Genomic DNA, 18,916 nt, shown 5'->3' with positions numbered 1-18,916 from the left:
CCGGTGCAGTGCACCGGCCCCCTCTCCGTCGACGAACGCCGACTACTCGCCCTCGTACGCCTCGATCAGCTCCAGCGACCGCTTGACGTCGTCCGCGATGGCCACCAGCAGCTCGTCGATGGAGTCGAACCTGGCCTGGCCGCGGACGAAGGCGAGGAAGTCGACGGCGACGTGCAGGCCGTACAGGTCCAGGCCGACCCTGTCGATGGCGTACGCCTCGACGGTCCGCTCGGTGCCGTCGAACTGCGGGTTCGTGCCGACGGAGATGGCGGCCGGCATCGCCTCGCCCTGGGCGTGCAGCCAGCCTGCGTAGACGCCGTCGGCGGGGATCGCGGTGTGCGGGAGCGTCTCGACGTTGGCGGTGGGGAAGCCCAGCTCACGGCCCCGCTGGGCACCGCGCACGACGACGCCCTCGACGCGGTGCGGGCGGCCGAGGATCTCGCGCGCGCCCTGGATGTCGCCCTCGGCGACCAGCCTGCGGGTGAGGGTCGAGGAGAAGGGCTCCCCGGCACCGGCCTCACCGGTCACGTACAGGTCGACGACCTCGACCTCGAAGTCGTACGTCCGCCCCTGCTCACGCAGGAAGTCGACGTTGCCCGCGGCCCGGTGACCGAAGCGGAAGTTGGGCCCCTCCACGACGGCCTTCGCGCGCAGCCTGTCGACGAGGACCTTGGCGACGAAGTCGGCGGGCGACAGCTTCGAGAACTCGGTGGTGAAGGGAAGGATGAGCAGGGCGTCCACACCCAGCTCGGCCATCAGCTCGGCCCGCCGGTGGTGCGGCGCGAGCAGCGGCGGATGGCTTCCGGGGCGCACGACCTCGCTGGGGTGCGGGTCGAAGGTGACGACGACGGAGGGAACGCCCAGCTCGCGGGCGCGGTCCACGGCATGCCGGATGATCAGCTGGTGCCCGCGGTGCACCCCGTCGTAGGAACCGATGGTGACGACGCTGCGCCCCCAGTCCTCGGGGATGTCCTCCAAGCCACGCCAGCGCTGCACTGTGACCGCTCCTTGTCGAACCTGTGTCCGTGGTTGCCTCATACGCAGGACTAAGGGTGCCATGCCGAGGTGGTTCGGCTCGCATCGGCATGGGCGCTGTGACGGGGCGCACCTCCGCGCCGGACTCAGACGGGGACCCGTACCTCCGCGAGTTTCTCGATCAGGCGCTGGGCGCTGGGTCCCACCACCGCGGACCAGTCCTGCGGAGCGTCGGTGAGCCAGCCCGCGGCCAGGGCCGCGAAGCCCGGCACTTCCCTGGCCAGGTCGACCAGGCCGCAGTCTAAGAGGGTGGCCCCGTCCGGGGTGCGGACCAGCAGGAGACCCGTACGGCGCACCAGCTCACGGGCGTGTCGTCCGTCGCCGCGTGCCGCACCGGCCGCCGCGGCACGCAGCAGGGCGTCGAGGACGCCGAGGTCCCGCTCACCGGCGAGCAGCAGTTCCAGCAGTTCGTGCCGGAGCGCCCGCGAGCGCGGGTCGCCCGGGGTTGCGAGGACGGACGCGAGCCGGGCCCGTACCGCGGGCGGGCCGCCGTCCAGCAGCCCCGTGACGAGGGGCAGGAGCACGGCACGTGCGTCGCAGCCGTGTTCCAGACGGCGTTCCACGCAGGCAGCCACGTGCCGGGCGGCCCCGGGGCACAGCTCGACGGCCTCCCGTACGAGAGCGGCGACGCGGTGGGCGAGCGCGGGCGTGGTGGCGTCGGCGAGGGTGCGCAGCACGTCACCCGTGTCGGGGGCGGGTTGCCGCAGCCGCGTCCGGAAGGCGTCGAGCACCGGCTCCGGATCCGTGGTGAGAGCGGGGACGAGGGCGCTCGCGGGAAGCCGCGGGTCACCGGCGGCGAAGTGCTCCAGCGTCGCGGGCAGATACCGGTCCCGGGTCTGTGGGTCGTGGACGAGGAGGGCGAGCGCCGCACCGTGGGCGGCGCCGTCGGCGGGGCGGGCCAGCAGGGCGAACGCCGCGTGGCGCAGCAGGTCACGGTCGGTCTCGGTGCGGACGTGCGGCCCGGTGCGCAGCCCGTACGTCATCGCGGCGGCGTGCCGGGCGGGCCGCTCGTCGTGGGCCCAGCGGTCGACCGCCCGGCACATGGCCGACGGTTCCTCCTCCGCGAGGGCGGCGAGCAGTTCGTCCCCGCGCGGGTGCGCACACCCGGCGAGGGCCTCCGTGAGGTCGTCGAGTGCCCGCCTGCGGTGGGCGTACAGCAGGGCCTGGGCCGCGGTCGCCACGGTGGCGTCCGGCGTCGCGGGCAGCGGACGCTCGTCGTCGAACCAGCGGGTCAGGTGCGGCGCTACGGCGGCGGGGTCGGCGGCGAGGAGCCGGGCGACGGCGTCCAGATAGCGGGGCGCCGACGGGCGGGAGCCTTCCGGAACAGGACGTTCCACACGCGTGCCGGGGCCACCCGCGGGAGCGTCCGCGGCCTCGTCGTGATCGCTCGGGCACGCGCCGGAAGCGTCCGCGCGAGCGCCCGTGTTCCCTCCATGATCCCGCCGGCGCGCGTCGGAACCGATCGCGCAGGCGTCGGCGGAAGGGTCCGCGGCCTCACCGTGATTCCGCCAGGGCTGCCGGGCGGGGGTTGGCCTGCCCGGGGCCGCCGGGTGCGGTGCGTCGTCCGCGACGACCAGTCGCCGCAACAGCTCGAACCGTTCCGACGCCGTCAGCCGCACCGCCTCCCAGAACCACGGCCCGAACTCCCCCGGCACCCGCCGCCCCTGCGCCCGCCACATGACGATCCGCTCGGCGAGCTGCCGCAGCACCCCGGTGTACGGGGTCGCGTCGGGTACGCGCACCAGGACGTCGCGGAGGAGACGGGCGGCCCACCAGACGGCGTCGCCGGGCGGCTCGGGCGCCGCCGGCAGCAGGGCGTCCACGGCGTCGACCAGGTCCTCGAGGCGAGCTGCAGCGGGTTCGGCGCCGCCGTGCTGCCCGGCCAGCAGGAGGAACGCCTCGACGACCGGGCCGATACGGTGCCGCGGCACGGGAGGCGTACGGCGGTACACGTCCGCGGCGGCCTCCCCTCCGGCCCGGGAACGGCCGGGCGGGACGGGCTCCGCGGGACGGGACGGAAGCCGGTCGTCGCCCGCCGCGGACGGGTTCTCCCGGGCCCGGTGGACGAGCGCGTGCAGGGCCGCGTCCAGGTCGAGATGCATGCCCTGGATCCAGTCGGCGAGTTCCTCGTGGGCGAAGCGGTAACCGGTGCCCGCCGGCACGACGAGGCTCTCGGCGAGGACGGCTGAGGCCCATCCCGTGGCGGCGCCTAGCCGGCTCGCGGGGGCCGCGCCCCATGGGAAGACGGACTCGAAGGCCGCGCGGTCCAACTCCCCCTGTCCGGGGCCGAGACAGCGCCGTGCGGCCTCGTGCAGCTGCCCGGAGACCCGCGCCGCGAGCCGCCGTACGGCGGTGCCCCGCAGCCCGTTCGCCGCCGCGAGCCGGATCGCGACGCGCAGGCACATCAGGTCCAGGTGGGCGGCGAAGACCTCGTCCCGGCCGACGGGACCCTGCGGCGTCTCGCCGGCCCCGGCGGGCAGGGCCGCACGCACCTCCGCCAGCAGCCGCAGGGTCAGGGGGTGGCGGGCGTCGGTGTCCCGGAGGACGCCGTCGGGGATCCCGTGGCGTGCGCGGGCCCGCCGGGCCGCCTCCTCGCCCAGGTCGCCGAGCCGCACACAGGGCGGCAGACGATCACCGTCGAACGGCACGGGCCCCCCGTCCTCACACCCCCCGAACCCCGGCCCACGCCCTTCCCGCCCTTCACGCCTCCCGCACCCCGGACCCCCGTCCTCGTGCTCCCCGCACCCCGGACCCTCGATTTGGGGCGCCCCGCACCCCCGCCTCCCGCCCTCGCGCTCCCCGCACCCCCGCCCTTCCCGCCCATCGCACTCACACCCCTCACGCCCCTCACCCAGGCGCACCCCAGCACCACCACCCCCGACCGGACCCACCCCGTCACCCACGGGGCCCGCGCCCGCGGCGCCCGCGTCCTCCGCGCCGGACGCCCGATCCGCACCCCCGCCGACCGGCAGCCTCCCGTCCCGCCCCGGCGGCGGTTCACAGCCGCCGGCACGCCCGCCCGCCCCGTGCAGCAGCTCCCGCGGGAACTGCTCCCCCGCCTGTTCCCAGTACTCCTCCCGGCACGCGACGACCAGCCGCGCACCGCTGTCCCGCAGCCACGCGGCCGTCCCCGCCGCCCACTCGGCGAGCCGGTGGGCCCGTTCGGGCGGCATCTCCTCGGGGCTGTCGAGAAGCAGCAGCAGCGGACGGCCGGCGGTCCGCGCGAGCCGGGCCAGGCGGCCGGGGCCGATGTCGCCCAGCTCGCCCGCGTGGCCGGCGGGCGGCAGCACACCTGCTGCGTCGCCGTCTGTACCGGCGCCGGGGGACCCCGGCGCCCCGGACCGCGAGGCCGCCACGATCCGCCCCGCCCGCTCCAGCGCCCGCGCCGCCGCGTCGGCCACCGAGGTGTCCGTGGCGCGCAGGTCCGCGCCGCGCAGCCACAGCGTGGGCGCCGGTTCCGGGCCCTGGGCCCTTCGTGCGGCGAGCGCCGCCAGTTCCGTCGTACGGCCGCTGCCCGGCCGGCCGACCAGTGCGAGCACCACCGGCCCGCCGGTCGTGAACGCCGCGAACTCCCTGATGACGTCGGGCCGTTCAGCGGTCTCCGGCGCCCCGGCGAAACTCCCGGTGCCGAAGCCCGTCCGCCGTTCCTCGCCCGCGCCCGCCGCCACCCCCGGGTCCGCGGGCGGGCAGGCGGCCCAGGAGCCCGTACGAGCCCGCCCGTCGGCACCGGAACGCCCAGCGGCCCCGCCCCTGGAGAAGGCGGCACCGGCACCCGCACCCACACCGGCACCGGCACCGGCACCGGCACCGGCACCGGCACCGAACACGGTCCCCGGCCCGTCCGACCCCAGCGACGTGGCCGTCAGCTCCAGCACCCCCGCCGGATTCAGATCGGCCCCGTACGCGGGCACCGTCGACGCGTTGCGCGCCAGCAGGTCCGCGAGAACGGGCGGCACGGGGGACCGGCGCAGGGGCACCGCCAGGCCCGCCGTCCGGTGCCCGGTGTGCAGAGCGGTGCCGAGGACCGCGACGACCGCGCCGGTCGCCGCGTCGAGCACGGGTCCCCCGGCCGCTCCGCCGCCGGGCCGGAGCGCGTCCGTGCCCGCCGTGCCGATCGCCAGCTCCAGGGCGGAGTCGAGCCGGTGGAGACGGCCGGTCGCCGGGTACGTCGCGGCCGTCGCGCCGAGCACGCGCGCCTCCCGCCAGCCGCCCGCGGCGATCCGGACGTACGCGCCGGTCTCGACCCCGTCCCGCATGGTGACGGGCAGGGGGCAGAGGCCGAGGTCGTCGGTGCGTACGAGAGCCAGGTCCGCCTCGGGCAGGGCGGTCACGGAGTCGGCGCCCACCACGCGGACGCGGCCGTCGGACGTGCGCAGGACCAGCCGGGCCAGGCCGTCCACCGCCTCGTGGCTGGTGACGACGGTGCCGTGGTGGTCGGCGGCGAAGCCCGTGCCGCGCGGGCGGCCCGCCAGATCGCTGACCTGCACCAGGGCCGCGTCCGGGGCCGCCACCGCCACCGGGGCGACGTCCGGTGTCCGCCGGCCCCCGGTCCGAGGGCCACGTCCCGCCATGGTCGAACCTCCCCGCCGTGCGCCTGGCTCCGACGGTAGACAGGGGTTGATCAGCGGGACAGATCGCGTGGCGAACGCGCCCCCTCGCACACCCTCGGTTCACTCCGAGCGCCCGTCCGAAGGGGTGAACGGACGGGCGCGGATGGATACACCCTTGGATGGGGGAACCGAGGGGGGACCGTGGAGCGGCGATCAAGAACGACACCCATGACCGTCGCTCCACGGACACCGGATGAGCCGGCCGGACGGGACCGCCCGGCGCGTGCTCAGCCGAACACCGCCAGGCTCTTCGCCTTGCCCTTCTGTGCCTCCACCAGCGCGAGGAAGCGCCCCGTCGGGTCGTAGACGGCCACGGCGCCCGCTCCCGCGTACTCCTCGGGCATGTCGAGGCGCACGCCGTTGAGGAGCAGCCGGGCCCGCCGGTCGTCCACGTCCCAGCGGGGGAACGCGGCGGCGGCGGCATCGGCGATGGGCATCACGGTCAGCTCCTGCTGGAGCTGGTCCAGAGTCCTCGCCGTGTCCAGCTTGTACGGGCCGACGCGGGTACGGCGCAGAGCGGTCAGGTGGCCCCCCACCCCGAGGTCCGCCCCGAGGTCGCGGGCGAGCGCCCGGATGTAGGTGCCCGAGGAGCACACCACGGACACGATCAGGTCGAGCACGGGCGTGCCGTCCTGCGCGACCGCGTCCCGGACGTCGTACACCGCGAACGACGAGATGGTCACCGGCCGGGCCGGGATCTCGAAGTCCTCGCCCTCACGCGCCCGCTTGTACGAGCGCACCCCGTCGATCTTGATGGCGCTGACCTTGGACGGCACCTGCATGATGTCGCCGCTCAGCGCGGCGATCCCGGCGTCGATGGCGTCGCGCCTGATGCCGGAGGCGTCGGTTGAGGAGATGATGTCGCCCTCGGCGTCGTCCGTCAGCGTGTTCTGGCCGAGCCGGATCGTGCCGAGGTATTCCTTCTCGGTGAGCGCGAGGTGCCCGAGCAGCTTGGTCGCCTTCTCGACGCCGAGGACGAGCACGCCCGTCGCCATGGGGTCGAGAGTGCCGGCGTGGCCGACGCGGCGCGTTCTGGCGATCCCGCGCATCTTTGCGACCACGTCGTGCGAAGTGAAGCCCGACGGCTTGTCTACGACGACAAGCCCGTCGGGCGTCCTGTGCTTCTCCGTCATTCGGCGGCGTCGTCCTCGTCGTCGTCCTCGCCCGGCTTCTTGTACGGGTCGGCGTCGCCCGCGAAGGCGGCGCCCGCCGAGACCTCGCGGACCTTCGCGTCGGAGGCCCGCGCCTTGTCGAGGAGGTCCTCGATGGTCTTGGCGGTGTCGGGCAGGGCGTCCGCCACGAAGGTGAGGGAGGGCGTGAACTTCACACCGGCCGCCGCACCCACCGCGGAACGGAGCACGCCCTTGGCGCTCTCCAGGCCCGCGGCCGCCGCCGCCCGCTCCTCGTCGTCCCCGTACACCGTGTAGAAGACGGTCGCCTCCCGGAGGTCCCCGGTGACCCGGGTGTCCGTGATGGTCACATGCGAACCGAGCCGCGGGTCCTTGATCCCGCGCTGCAGCTTCTGGGCCACCACCTCTCGGATGAGGTCCGCCAGCTTCTTAGCCCGCGCGTTGTCGGCCACTGGTCCGTCTCCTTCTTCGCCTTGCTTGTTCCGTCAGTCTTCGTCTTTGTGGAGTCTGCGCCGAACCGACAGCAGATCCACCTCCGGTCGCGCCGCGACGAGCCGTTCGCACCGGTCCAGGACGTCGGTGAGGTGCTCGGTGTCTCCGGAGACCACCGCCAGACCGATCTCGGCCCTGCGGTGGAGGTCCTGGTTGCCCGTCTCCGCCACGCTCACCGGGTACTTCCGCTGAAGCTCGGCGACGATCGGCCGGACGAGGGAGCGCTTCTCCTTCAGCGAGTGGACGTCGCCGAGAAGCAGATCGAAGGACAGTGTCCCCACGTACATGTGTGTCCGGATGTCCCGCCGGTACGGGGTAGATGGCCCAGCCAAATGTTTGGCGGGACACCAGAACCGTACAACGAAGGGCCGGGGTCCTCGACAGGGTTTCCGGGGCGCGACCCCCGCAAACGGCAAGCTGGCCGGCGGTGACTTGTCACCGCCGGCCAGCTCACACAACCGCTTTACGAGCGCGGCTTCTCCCGCATCTCGTACGTCGCGATGACGTCGTCGACCTTGATGTCGTTGAAGTTTCCGAGGTTGATACCACCCTCGAAGCCTTCGCGGATCTCGGTGACGTCGTCCTTGAAGCGACGCAGCCCGGAGATGTTGAGGCTCTCCGCGATGACCTTGCCGTCGCGGATGAGGCGCGCCTTGGTGTTGCGCTTGACCTCGCCCGAGCGGACCAGGACACCGGCGATGTTGCCCAGCTTGGACGACTTGAAGACCTCGCGGATCTCCGCCGTGCCGAGCTCGACCTCCTCGTACTCCGGCTTCAGCATGCCCTTCAGGGCCGCCTCGATCTCCTCGATGGCCTGGTAGATCACCGAGTAGTACCGGACGTCGACGCCCTCGCGCTCCGCCATCTGCGCCGCGCGGCCCGCAGCGCGGACGTTGAAGCCGATGACGATCGCGTCGGAGCCGGTCGCCAGGTTGATGTCCGACTCGGTGACCGCACCAACACCGCGGTGCAGGATGCGGATGTCGACCTCCTCGCCGACGTCGAGCTGGAGCAGCGAGGACTCGAGAGCCTCCACCGAACCGGACGCGTCGCCCTTGATGATGAGGTTGAGTTCCTGCACCAGACCGGCCTTGAGGGCCTCGTCCAGGTTCTCCAGGGAGAACCGGACTCCGCGCCGGGCGAAGTTGGCGTTGCGCTCACGCGCCGCGCGCTTCTCGGCGATCTGGCGGGCCGTGCGGTCCTCGTCGACGACGAGGAAGTTGTCGCCGGCGCCGGGGACGTTGGTGAGACCGAGGACGAGGACCGGGGTCGAGGGACCCGCCTCTTCCACGTTCTCGCCCTTGTCGTCGAGCATCGCGCGGACACGGCCGTACGCGTCGCCGACCACCATGGTGTCGCCGACCCGCAGGGTGCCTCGCTGGACCAGGACGGTCGCGACGGCACCGCGGCCGCGGTCGAGGTGGGACTCGATCGCAATACCCTGCGCGTCCTGCTCCGGGTTGGCCCGAAGGTCGAGCGAGGCGTCCGCGGTGAGGACCACGGCCTCCAGCAGGCTCTCGATGTTGAGGCCCTGCTTGGCGGAGATGTCGACGAACATCGTGTCGCCGCCGTACTCCTCGGCCACCAGACCGAACTCGGTGAGCTGGCCGCGCACCTTGGTCGGGTCCGCGCCCTCGACGTCGATCTTGTTGACCGCGACCACGATCGGCACGTCGGCCGCCTTGGCGTGGTTCAGCGCCTCGATCGTCTGGGGCATCACACCGTCGTTGGCCGCCACCACGAGGATCGCGATGTCGGTCGACTTGGCACCACGGGCACGCATGGCGGTGAACGCCTCGTGACCCGGGGTGTCGATGAAGGTGATCTTGCGCTCTTCGTCGTTGACCTGAGTCGTGACCTGGTACGCACCGATGTGCTGCGTGATACCGCCGGCCTCGCCCGCGACGACGTTCGTCTTGCGGATGGTGTCGAGGAGGCGGGTCTTACCGTGGTCGACGTGACCCATGACGGTCACGACCGGCGGACGCGCGACGAGGAACTCCTCGCCACCCTCGTCCTCGCCGAACTCGATGTCGAAGGACTCGAGCAGCTCGCGGTCCTCCTCCTCGGGGCTGACGATCTCGAGGACGAAGTTCATCTCGTCCGCGAGGAGCTTCAGCGTCTCGTCGGAGACGGACTGCGTGGCAGTGACCATCTCGCCGAGGTTCATCATCACGCCGACGAGCGACGCCGGGTTCGCGCCGATCTTCTCCGCGAAGTCGGTGAGGGACGCACCGCGCGACAGGCGGACGGACTGTCCGTTGCCGCGAGGCAGCATGACGCCGCCGACCGACGGGGCCTGCATGGCCTCGTACTCCTGGCGCCTCTGCCGCTTCGACTTGCGGCCACGACGGGCGGGCCCGCCGGGACGGCCGAACGCACCCTGCGTGCCTCCACGGGCACCGGGACCACCCGGACGACCGCCGAAGCCGGGACGGCCACCGCCGCCACCGGGACCACCCGGACGGCCGGCGAAACCGCCGCCACCGCCACCGGGACCACCCGGACGACCGGCGAAACCGCCACCGGGACCAGCGGGACGACCGGCGAAACCGCCGCCGCCACCCGGACGACCGCCGCCACCGGCACCGCCGGGACGACCGCCGCCACCGGGACCGCGGCCACCGCCGGGGCCACCACCGGGACGCGGGCCCGCAGCGGGACGCTGCGGCATCATGCCGGGGTTCGGACGGTTGCCGCCGGGGGCGCCGCCGGGACGCGGAGCGCCGCCCTGCGGGCGGGGCATGCCGCCCGGAGCCGGACGGGCACCGCCCTGGCCCTGCGGACGCGGAGCGCCACCGGGACCACCCTGCGGACGGGGACCACCCTGGCCGGCACCCTGCGGGCGCGGGGCGCCCGGGGCACCGGGGCCGCCGGGACGCGGAGCGCCGCCCGGACGGGGCGCCTGCGGGCGCGCCATACCGGTGGAGCCACCAGAGGTGAAGGGGTTGTTGCCCGGACGGGGACCGGCCGGACGGGCGCCCGGACGCGGGGCCTGGCCGCCGGGACGCGCGGCGCCCTGACGGTCACCGCGGTCGCTGCGCTCGGGACGGTCACCACGGCCCTGGCCGCCCTGGCCGGGACCACCGGCGGGACGGGCACCGGGACGCGGAGCCTGGCCGCCGGGACGCGGAGCGCCCGGACGGGCACCCGCGGCGGGGGCGGAGGGAGCCGACGGGGCCGCCGGAGCCGAGGGCGGCGCGGTGAACTCGGGCGCGGCCGGAGCCGGAGCCGCCGGAGCGGGCTTCGGCGCGGGCTTGGGACCCGGGCGCGGGCCCGCTGCCGCCGGGGTGACCGGAGCAGCCGGGGCGGCAGGCGCCGCGGGCTTCTCGGCCGCGGCCGGCTTCGGGGCCGGCGGGCGCGGGGCGGCCGGACGGGCCGCCTGCGCCGGAGAGGGGGCTGCCGGACGAGCCGGCGAAGACCTGCGCGGGGCGGACTTGCCGCCGCCGTTGCTGCCCTGCTGGAAAGCATCGGTCAGCTTGCGTACAACGGGCGCCTCGATCGTCGAGGACGCCGAACGGACGAATTCACCGAGTTCCTGGAGCTTGGCCATGACGGCCTTGCTCTCAACTCCGAACTCCTTGGCGAGTTCATATACCCGGACCTTAGCCACATCGCTCCTTTTAGGTCCGGGTTGCGTCCGGACCGTCGCTACTTCATGGGCGTACTCATCGCGTGCTCATCGAGTGCTCATCGCAATCTCGACCTACTTCCAACTCGCGGGGTACCAAGGCCGCACGGGGTTCCGTGCGACACATGTCTTACGGTGTTGCCTGCTCGGCAACCGTCTCCTCGACCGCTCGGCGCAAGGCCGACATGTCGAGCACTCCCTGGGCACGCAGCGCCCGTGGGATCGCCCGGCGGCGGACCGCCAGGTCGAGACAGGCCACGGTGGGGTGCACGTATGCACCCCGGCCGGGCAGCGTACCGCGAAGATCGGGGACGCATGCGCCCTCGATCGCCACGATGCGCAGCAGATCGGTCTTGGCCGCTCGATCCCGGCACCCCACACAGGTGCGTTCGGGGCATGCGCAGTCTCGCGTCCGGCCAGACACTCTTAAGTCTACCTCCCCGCACGGACCTCACCCCTTTGGGGCAAGAATCGAACAGTTGCCGTGCGTAAAACTGTCGTGATCGAAGCGTCACACGGCCGGGATCCGTCCCCCGGCCGTGCGTGTGCCCGCGTCAGTCCCGCTTCTCGTCCGGCTGCTCGGTGTCCGGTCGGATGTCGATGCGCCAGCCGGTCAGCCGGGCGGCGAGGCGGGCGTTCTGGCCCTCCTTGCCGATGGCCAGCGACAGCTGGTAGTCCGGGACCGTCACCCGCGCGGAGCGGGCCGCGAGGTCGACGACCTCGACCTTGGAGACCCGGGCCGGGGACAGCGCGTTCCCGACCATGTCGGCCGGGTCGTCCGACCAGTCGACGATGTCGATCTTCTCACCGTTGAGCTCGGCCATCACGTTGCGCACCCGGCCGCCCATGGGGCCGATGCAGGCGCCCTTGGCGTTCAGGCCCGAGCGTGTGGAGCGCACCGCGATCTTGGTGCGGTGGCCGGCCTCGCGGGCGATGGCCGCGATCTCGACCGAGCCGTCGGCGATCTCCGGCACCTCGAGGGCGAACAGCTTCTTGACCAAGTTCGGGTGCGTACGGGACAGGGTCACCGAGGGGCCGCGTACGCCCTTGGCCACCCGCACGACGTACGAGCGCAGGCGGGTGCCGTGCTGGTACTGCTCGCCGGGCACCTGCTCCTGCACCGGCAGGATGGCCTCCATCTTGCCGATGTCGACCATCACGTTCTTCGGGTCGCGGCCCTGCTGGACGACGCCCGTGACGATGTCGCCCTCCCGGCCCGCGTACTCACCGAGGGTCGCGTCGTCCTCGGCGTCCCGCAGACGCTGCAGGATCACCTGCTTGGCGGTGGTGGCGGCGATACGGCCGAATCCCGACGGTGTGTCGTCGAACTCGCGCGCCTCCTGCCCCTCCTCCAGCTCCGCCGGGTCCTCCTTCGCCCACACGGTCACGTGACCGCTCTCCCGGTCGAGCTCCACGCGCGCGTGGCGGCGGCTTCCGTCGGTGCGGTGGTAGGCGATGAGGAGGGCCGACTCGATCGCTCCGACCAGCAGGTCGAAGGAGATCTCCTTCTCCCGTACCAGGCCCCGCAGGGCACTCATGTCGATGTCCACGGCTACGCCTCCTCTGCGTTCTCTTCGTTCTCGTCGTTCTTGGTCCTGCGGTTGAACTCGACCTGGACGCGCGCCTTTGCGACGTCCGAGAAGGCGAGCCGCCTGGCGGTGGGTCTGCGCCCCTTCACGCCGGGCACTTCGACGTCGATGCCGTCGTCGTCGACCTCGAGGATCCGGGCGACCAGTTCGTCGCCCTCGCCCAGCTGGAACTTCACGAGCCGGTCGACGGCGCGTACGTAGTGGCGGTGCTCCGTGAGCTCGCGCTCGGCACCCGGGGTTCCGACCTCGAGGGTGTACTCGCCCTCGCCCATCGCGTCCGTCTCGTCGAGCTTCGCCGAGAGCGCGCGGCTCACATCGGCGATCTGGTCGAGGTCGGCACCGGCGTCCGAGTCGACAACGACACGCAGCACCCGCTTGCGCCCGACCGAGTCCACTTCGATCTGCTCGAGATCGAGTCCCTGAGAGCCGACGAGCGGTTCCAGCAGTTCTCGCAGCCTCTCGCTCTGGGTGGTGCTCATCCGGGTGACTCCTCGGCCGCGTGTGCTGTTGTGGGTTGGTCGCGTGTCAGGTGAAAGGGTATCCGGTCGCGGGGGGTGTTGCCGTCCACCGCGGCGGGGCGGCACGCGGGACGGGACTCCCCCGCTCCCGGGAGAGCCGCTGGCGGGCGCCGGGCCGGTGCGCGGGTACCGTGATCGCGGGCCTGCCGCCCTCCCTGTCGTTCGAGCCTGCCGAGGACGTCTGCCGTGCCGTTCACCCTGCCGCCGCGCACCCCGTCGGGGCCGCGCCGAAGGAGCCTGCTCGCGTCGGCCGCGGGCGCGTTCGCGCTCGCGGGCTGTACCGCCCACGAGTCCGCCACCGACACCGCCGACGGGAGCCCTTCCGCGGGCGACCGGGCACGCGCGCGTGCGGCCCGCGACAGCGAGACGCTCGCCGCGCGGTACGCCGCCGTGACCGCCGCCCATCCGCCCCTGGCCGGGCGGCTGGACCCGCTGCGCGCCGAGGTCGTCCGCCACGCACGAGCCTTCGGAGCGGGCGCGCGGACGTCGGCCTCCCCCTCGCCCTCCCGTTCGGCATCGGCATCGGTCTCCGCGGTTCCGTCCGCGAGCGCCTCCGCCGTACCGGAGCGGGAGAAGGACGCGCTCGCCGAACTGGCCGCGGCGGAGCGCACCCTGGCGGACCGGCGCGCCAAGGAGCTGATGGAGGTGCCGGGCGAACTGGCCAGGCTGCTGGCCTCGGTGGCGGCGGCCGGCGCGGCCCACGCCTTTCTGCTGACGGAGGACGGCAAGTGAGCACGGCGGGTAACGGGAGGAAGGCCGCGGAGCTGAAGGCCCTGCAGGCCGCACTGGGCGCCGAACACGCCGCCGTGTACGGATACGGCGTCGTCGGCGGCAGGATCGCCGCGGCGCGGCGGGACGAGGCACGGGCGGCCTACGACGCGCACCGGGCGCGGCGCGACGAGCTGGAGCGTCTCGTGCGTGACCTGGACGGGAAGCCGGTGGCCTCGGCGGCCGCGTACGCGCTGCCGTTCGCCGTGCCGGACTCGGCAGCGGCCGTGCGGCTCGCGGCCGAGCTGGAGGACCGGCTGGCCGGTGTCTACGGCGACCTGGTGCGGGCAGCCGGGGGGACACGGCGGCGCGGCGCCGCGGACGCGCTCCGGGAGGCGGCGGTGCGTGCGGTGCGCTGGCGCGGCGAGAGCGTAGCCTTCCCTGGGCTCGCCGAGCGGGCGGCCGGCCCCTCGGCGTCGGTGGCCCCGCCGACGTGACGCGACCTGGAAGGAACGACTCGCGGATGGCTTTCGAACCGCCGCATCGCCTCGTGCGGGCGCTCGGCGAGACGCGGCAGAACGGGACCGACGCGGCCGCCGAGTGGCTGGAGAAGCTGCCCGAGCAGGTTCAGCGGGCCGTCGGTCTACGCGAGTTGACGGTCGAGCGGGTGCAGGCTCCGGGTGGCCGCAGCAGTCTGGTCGTCCTGGTCCGGCTGGCCGACGGGACACCCGCCGTGCTGAAGCTGGCGCCCGAGCGGGCCCGGCCCGCGCACGAGCGGGCGGCACTGGCGCACTGGGACGGCTTCGGCGCCGTGCAGCTGCTCGATCGCGGCGACGCGCAGGGGGTGCTGCTGCTGGAGCGGCTGCACCCCGAGGTGTCGGTGCGGTCGCTGCCCGAGGCGAAGGCGCTGCTGGAGGCCGCCGGGACGCTGCGGCGGCTGTGGGTCGAGCCGCCGTCCTGGCATGTCTTCGAGACGGTGGCCGAGCGGACCGGCCGGCAGGCCGAGGCGATGCGGGCGAGCGCCGACAGTGAGAGCGGACCGCTGGTGGACGCGGCGCTCGCGGCGCGTGAGGAGCTGCTCGCCGGTGACCCCGAACAGCGGCTGCTGCACGGCACGTTCCGGCAGAGCAAGGTGCTGGCCGGGGAGCGGCTGCCGTGGCTGGCGGTGGGCCCCGATCCGGTGGTCGGCGAGTGCGCCTTCGACCTGGCCCGGCTGGTCCGGGACCGCGTGGAGGACCTGATCGCCTCGCCGTCGGGCGCGTCGATCACCCGCCGCCGGGTGAAGCGGCTGGCCGAGTCGCTGGACCTGGACCAGGAACGGCTGCGGGGCTGGACCCTGTTCCGGGCGGTGGAGTCCGGCGTCAGGGCCCGGCGGGTGGGGCGGGCACAGGACGCGGAGCTGCTGCTGGAGTTCGCGGGCTGGCTCTGAGGGGCCCCCGCGGCCGCTCCCCGGCGGCGGGCACGCGGTGACACGCACTCCCCCACTGCTGAAGGGGCGTGGGAGGTACCCCACCTGTCGTAAGGCCGTGGGAGGTACCCCACTCGCCGCACCGGGCGCAGACTCAAGTACGTCCGGTACGAGGCTCCACGCCCGGAGGGCGGCCACGCGCCTGACGCCGCGGGGCCGCCCTCCGGGCGACGACGGGAATGGCCGGACGGCCCCTAGGCCGACAGGCGGGCGATGGCCTCGTCGACGGTGAGCTCCTCGCGCTCACCGGTGCGGCGGTCCTTGAGTTCCAGGACGCCCTCGGCGGAGCGACGGCCGGCGACGAGGATCTTCGGCACGCCGATGAGTTCGGCGTCGGTGAACTTCACGCCCGGCGACACGCCGGCCCGGTCGTCCACCAGGACCCGTACGCCGGCCTCGGCCAGCTTCTCGGAGACGTCCAGGGCCAGTTCGGTCTGCAGGGCCTTGCCCGCGGCGACGACGTGGACGTCGGCCGGGGCGATTTCCTTGGGCCAGCACAGGCCCTGCTCGTCCGCCGACTGCTCCGCCAGCGCGGCCACGGCACGCGAGACGCCGATGCCGTACGAGCCCATGGTCACGCGGACGGGCTTGCCCTGCTGGCCGAGGACGTCGAGCTGGAAGGTGTCCGCGTACTTGCGGCCCAGCTGGAAGATGTGGCCGATCTCGATGGCGCGGTCCAGCTTCAGGCCGGTGCCGCACTTGGGGCAGGGGTCGCCCTCCTCGACGACGACGACGTCGAGGTGGTCGTCGACCTCGAAGTCGCGGCCGGCGACGACGTTCTTCGCGTGCTTGCCGGCCTTGTTGGCACCGGTGATCCAGGCGGTGCCGGGCGCGACGCGCGGGTCGGCGATGTAGCGGACCTTGTCCAGGCCCTGCGGGCCGACGTAGCCGCGTACGAGGTCGTCGCGGCCCTCGAAGTCCTCGGCCGTGACCAGCTCGACGACCGCCGGGGCGAGGTGCTCGCCGAGCTTGCCGAGGTCGACCTCGCGGTCGCCGGGGACGCCGACGGCCACGATCTCGCCGTCGACCTTGACCAGCAGGTTCTTCAGGGTGGCGGAGGCGGGGACGCCGAGGTGGCCGGCCAGCGTCTCGATGGTCGGGGTGTCGGGGGTGTCCAGCTCCTCGACCGGGCCGTGGTCTCCCTGGACGGGGGCGAGGGCGAAGGTGACCGCCTCCGTGTTCGCCGCGTAGTCGCAGGCGGGGCAGTCCACGAAGGTGTCCTCACCCGCGGCGGCGGGGGCGAGGAACTCCTCGGAGGCCGAGCCGCCCATCGCGCCGGAGACGGCGGAGACGATGCGGTAGTCCAGGCCGAGGCGCTCGAAGATCTTCTGGTACGCGGCGCGGTGCAGCGCGTACGACTCGGCCAGGCCCTCGTCGGTGGTGTCGAAGGAGTACGAGTCCTTCATCTGGAACTCGCGGCCGCGCAGCACGCCGGAGCGGGGGCGGGCCTCGTCGCGGTACTTCGTCTGGATCTGGTAGAGCATGACCGGCAGGTCCTTGTAGGACGTGCACTGGTCCTTGACGACCAGGGTGAAGATCTCCTCGTGGGTGGGGCCGAGGAGGTAGTCGCCGCCCTTGCGGTCCTTCAGGCGGAACAGCAGGTCGCCGTACTCCTCCCAGCGGCCGGACGCCTCGTAGGGCTCCTTGGGGAGCAGGGCCGGCAGCAGGACCTCCTGGGCGCCGATCGCGTCCATCTCCTCGCGGACGACGCGGGAGATGTTGTCGAGGACCTTCTTGCCCAGCGGCAGCCAGGTCCAGATGCCCGCGGAGTTGCGGCGCACGTAGCCGGCGCGGACGAGCAGCTTGTGGCTGAGCGTCTCGGCGTCCGCCGGGTCGTCACGCAGTGTCTTGACCATCAAACGGGACATGCGCTGGACCTGGGCCATGATTCTCGACTCCTGCTGCGTAAGGGTGATGGCAAGGAGGTTAGCCGGGCGGTACGGGACGGTGGAAATCGGATTACGGGCGCCGCCGCCGGCCGGGGGTCGCTAGCGGCGCCGCAGCGGGAGCGGGGCACCCATGACCACGTACGGTTTCGGGGCGCTCGGGAAGAGGACCTGGCGCGCCAGGTCCGTGTAGCCGAGGGAGCGGTACAGGCCGCGGGCGGGGCTCTCGGTGTCGATCGCCGAGAGGATGGAGCGGGGTTGTGCGGCGCCGTCCGTCAGGGTGGTGATCAGGGCGCGGCCGATGCCCTGGTTCTGGTGGTCGGGGTGGACGTGCAGCTCGGTGATCACGAAGGAGTTGTCGAGCCAGCCGTCCTGGCCCTGGCCGCGCAGATACGGCTCCACGACGGTGGACCACCAGTGCGTGCGGTCGTTGGGCATGCCGTAGACGAAGCCGGCGAGCCGTCCGTCGGCGGTGGTGGCGCCGAGCGCGCGGGCCCCCGGGTACACCAGGTGCCGCAGCACGATCTGCCGGCGTACGGCGATCTCCTCGGCGCCGAGCCCGAACGCGAGGGCCTGTACGGCGAGCGCCTCGTCGACCCGCGCGGCGAGATCCAGCGTGCCGATGACCACGTCGCCGGGGTGGTGGGGCCCCTGACCGGGAAAGCGCAGCATGCCGGGGAGACTACAGGCAGCTCCGGGGTGTCAGAACAGCACGCTCATGAAGGCCCCGACCTCGCGGAATCCCACGCGCCGGTACGTCGCGCGGGCGGCGGTGTTGAAGTCGTTGACGTAGAGACTGACGAGGGGCGCGACGTCGGCGAGCGCGTAGCGCAGGACGGCGGCCATGCCGGGCGCGGCGACTCCCCGGCCCCGGTGCTCGGGGGAGACCCAGACGCCCTGGATCTGGCAGGCGTGGTCGGTGGCGGCGCCGATCTCGGCCTTGAAGACGACCTTGCCGTCCTCGCCCAGGCGGGCGAACGAGCGTCCCGCGCCGACGAGTTCGGCGACCCGGGCCTGGTAGAGCAGTCCGCCGTCACCGGCCGTCGGGGAGACGCCGACCTCCTCGGTGAACATCGCCACGCAGGCGGGCATGATCGTCTCCATCTCGTCCTTGCGCATACGGCGGACGTACGGATCCGGGGCGATGTCGTCGGGGAGCCGGTCGGTGACCATCAGCGGCTGATTGCCGCGGACCTCGCGGGCGGGTCCCCAGTTGGGTTCGAGCAGCCGCCACAGCTGGGCGGTGGGTCCGGCGGGGCCGACGATGGAGGAGCAGCGGCGGCCCGCGCGGCGGGCGCGGTCGGCGAAGGCGCGGACGGCGCGGGGGGTGGCGCAGATGGGGACGAGGTTCGCGCCCGCGTAGCACAGGGACGTCAGCATGCCGTCCTCGTACCAGCCCCACATCTCGCCGCCGAGGCGCCAGGGGTCGAGGCCCGCGACCTTCACCCGGGAGGCCACGAAGGCGTTCGCCACCGGCTCGCTGTCGAGGACGGCGAGCGCGGCGTCCAGGTCACTCGGTTCGAGGACCCTGGTGGTGGTCTGGGTCAACACGTGCGGGGGCCTCACCATACGGTCTGCTGATCTCCGCACTGTACCTGTCAGGGGTGTGCGGCGCCGCCGGTGTCCGCGGCCCGGAAACCCGTGCGGCGGCCCGGGAGCGAGGGGCTCCCGGGGCGGGGGCGTTGGGCGGAGGGTCAGCCCGCGACCGACACCGAGGGCTCTCCGGAGGCGATGCCGTCGGCCTCCATCTGCTCGGCGAGTTTCATCGCCTCTTCGATGAGGGTCTCGACGATCTTCGACTCGGGAACGGTCTTGATGACCTCGCCCTTGACGAAGATCTGCCCCTTGC

The 18,916-nt window shown here is 73.5% G+C and carries 15 protein-coding genes and 1 pseudogene; 3 read left to right on the top strand and 13 right to left on the bottom strand.

Annotated elements, in window-relative coordinates; genetic code table 11:
• Positions 1-42: 42 nt before the first annotated feature.
• The 9 genes from AC0ZLC_RS31875 to rimP all read right to left on the bottom strand — a co-directional run bounded on the left by AC0ZLC_RS31875 (position 43) and on the right by rimP (position 12,966).
• On the bottom strand, positions 43-996 hold the full coding sequence (locus AC0ZLC_RS31875) for a bifunctional riboflavin kinase/FAD synthetase (protein ID WP_476755415.1): 954 nt from the start codon (positions 994-996) through the stop codon (positions 43-45).
• 125 nt (positions 997-1,121) lie between these two features.
• Positions 1,122-5,606: a hypothetical protein gene (locus tag AC0ZLC_RS31870; RefSeq protein WP_476755414.1), complete on the bottom strand. Its 4,485-nt coding sequence runs from the start codon at positions 5,604-5,606 to the stop codon at positions 1,122-1,124.
• A gap of 266 nt (positions 5,607-5,872) precedes the next feature.
• On the bottom strand, positions 5,873-6,778 hold the full coding sequence (truB, locus tag AC0ZLC_RS31865; protein WP_476755413.1) for a tRNA pseudouridine(55) synthase TruB: 906 nt from the start codon (positions 6,776-6,778) through the stop codon (positions 5,873-5,875).
• Complete coding sequence (gene rbfA, locus AC0ZLC_RS31860; protein ID WP_476755412.1) at positions 6,775-7,227, bottom strand: 30S ribosome-binding factor RbfA; 453 nt, start codon at positions 7,225-7,227, stop codon at positions 6,775-6,777. Before rbfA ends, truB begins: the two co-directional genes overlap by 4 nt.
• A gap of 33 nt (positions 7,228-7,260) precedes the next feature.
• Positions 7,261-7,554, bottom strand: a complete 294-nt coding sequence (locus tag AC0ZLC_RS31855; RefSeq protein ID WP_355793302.1) for a DUF503 domain-containing protein — start codon at positions 7,552-7,554, stop codon at positions 7,261-7,263.
• Positions 7,555-7,730: 176 nt separating this feature from the next.
• Positions 7,731-10,880: a translation initiation factor IF-2 gene (gene infB / locus AC0ZLC_RS31850; protein ID WP_476755411.1), complete on the bottom strand. Its 3,150-nt coding sequence runs from the start codon at positions 10,878-10,880 to the stop codon at positions 7,731-7,733.
• 148 nt (positions 10,881-11,028) lie between these two features.
• Positions 11,029-11,322, bottom strand: coding sequence for a YlxR family protein (locus tag AC0ZLC_RS31845; RefSeq protein ID WP_476755410.1), 294 nt, complete (start codon positions 11,320-11,322; stop codon positions 11,029-11,031).
• Between the two features lie 130 nt (positions 11,323-11,452).
• Positions 11,453-12,448 (bottom strand): transcription termination factor NusA, encoded by a 996-nt coding sequence (gene nusA, locus AC0ZLC_RS31840; RefSeq protein WP_358854836.1) that lies wholly within the window; start codon positions 12,446-12,448, stop codon positions 11,453-11,455.
• Positions 12,449-12,450: 2 nt separating this feature from the next.
• The gene (gene rimP / locus AC0ZLC_RS31835) at positions 12,451-12,966 is read right to left on the bottom strand and encodes a ribosome maturation factor RimP (protein WP_476755409.1); all 516 of its coding nucleotides are present in this window, start codon (positions 12,964-12,966) and stop codon (positions 12,451-12,453) included.
• A 225-nt stretch (positions 12,967-13,191) separates the two neighbouring features.
• Between rimP and AC0ZLC_RS31830 the strand changes: the two genes are divergently transcribed.
• From AC0ZLC_RS31830 to AC0ZLC_RS31820, 3 genes are read left to right on the top strand one after another with little or no spacing between them, the layout of a single operon-like run.
• Positions 13,192-13,737, top strand: coding sequence for a hypothetical protein (locus AC0ZLC_RS31830; protein ID WP_476755408.1), 546 nt, complete (start codon positions 13,192-13,194; stop codon positions 13,735-13,737).
• On the top strand, positions 13,734-14,210 hold the full coding sequence (locus tag AC0ZLC_RS31825) for a ferritin-like domain-containing protein (RefSeq protein ID WP_476755407.1): 477 nt from the start codon (positions 13,734-13,736) through the stop codon (positions 14,208-14,210). Before AC0ZLC_RS31830 ends, AC0ZLC_RS31825 begins: the two co-directional genes overlap by 4 nt.
• A 26-nt stretch (positions 14,211-14,236) precedes the next feature.
• Positions 14,237-15,142: an aminoglycoside phosphotransferase family protein gene (locus AC0ZLC_RS31820; RefSeq protein ID WP_476755406.1), complete on the top strand. Its 906-nt coding sequence runs from the start codon at positions 14,237-14,239 to the stop codon at positions 15,140-15,142.
• Positions 15,143-15,375: 233 nt separating this feature from the next.
• Here the strand turns inward: AC0ZLC_RS31820 and AC0ZLC_RS31815 are convergent, their stop codons facing one another.
• From AC0ZLC_RS31815 to AC0ZLC_RS31800, 4 genes and pseudogenes are all read right to left on the bottom strand, one after another.
• The gene (locus tag AC0ZLC_RS31815; protein WP_476755405.1) at positions 15,376-17,067 is read right to left on the bottom strand and encodes a proline--tRNA ligase; all 1,692 of its coding nucleotides are present in this window, start codon (positions 17,065-17,067) and stop codon (positions 15,376-15,378) included.
• A gap of 102 nt (positions 17,068-17,169) precedes the next feature.
• Positions 17,170-17,739: a GNAT family N-acetyltransferase gene (locus tag AC0ZLC_RS31810; RefSeq protein ID WP_476755404.1), complete on the bottom strand. Its 570-nt coding sequence runs from the start codon at positions 17,737-17,739 to the stop codon at positions 17,170-17,172.
• Positions 17,740-17,769: 30 nt separating this feature from the next.
• A complete protein-coding gene (locus AC0ZLC_RS31805) occupies positions 17,770-18,618 on the bottom strand; it encodes a GNAT family N-acetyltransferase (protein ID WP_476755403.1) in 849 nt (282 codons plus the stop codon).
• Positions 18,619-18,761: 143 nt separating this feature from the next.
• Positions 18,762-18,916 (bottom strand): annotated as a pseudogene (locus AC0ZLC_RS31800) (flavodoxin-dependent (E)-4-hydroxy-3-methylbut-2-enyl-diphosphate synthase); the annotation flags it as partial.

Source organism: Streptomyces sp. GLSS-08 (assembly GCF_056387915.1).
This window is presented reverse-complemented; position numbering and strand designations above follow the sequence as displayed.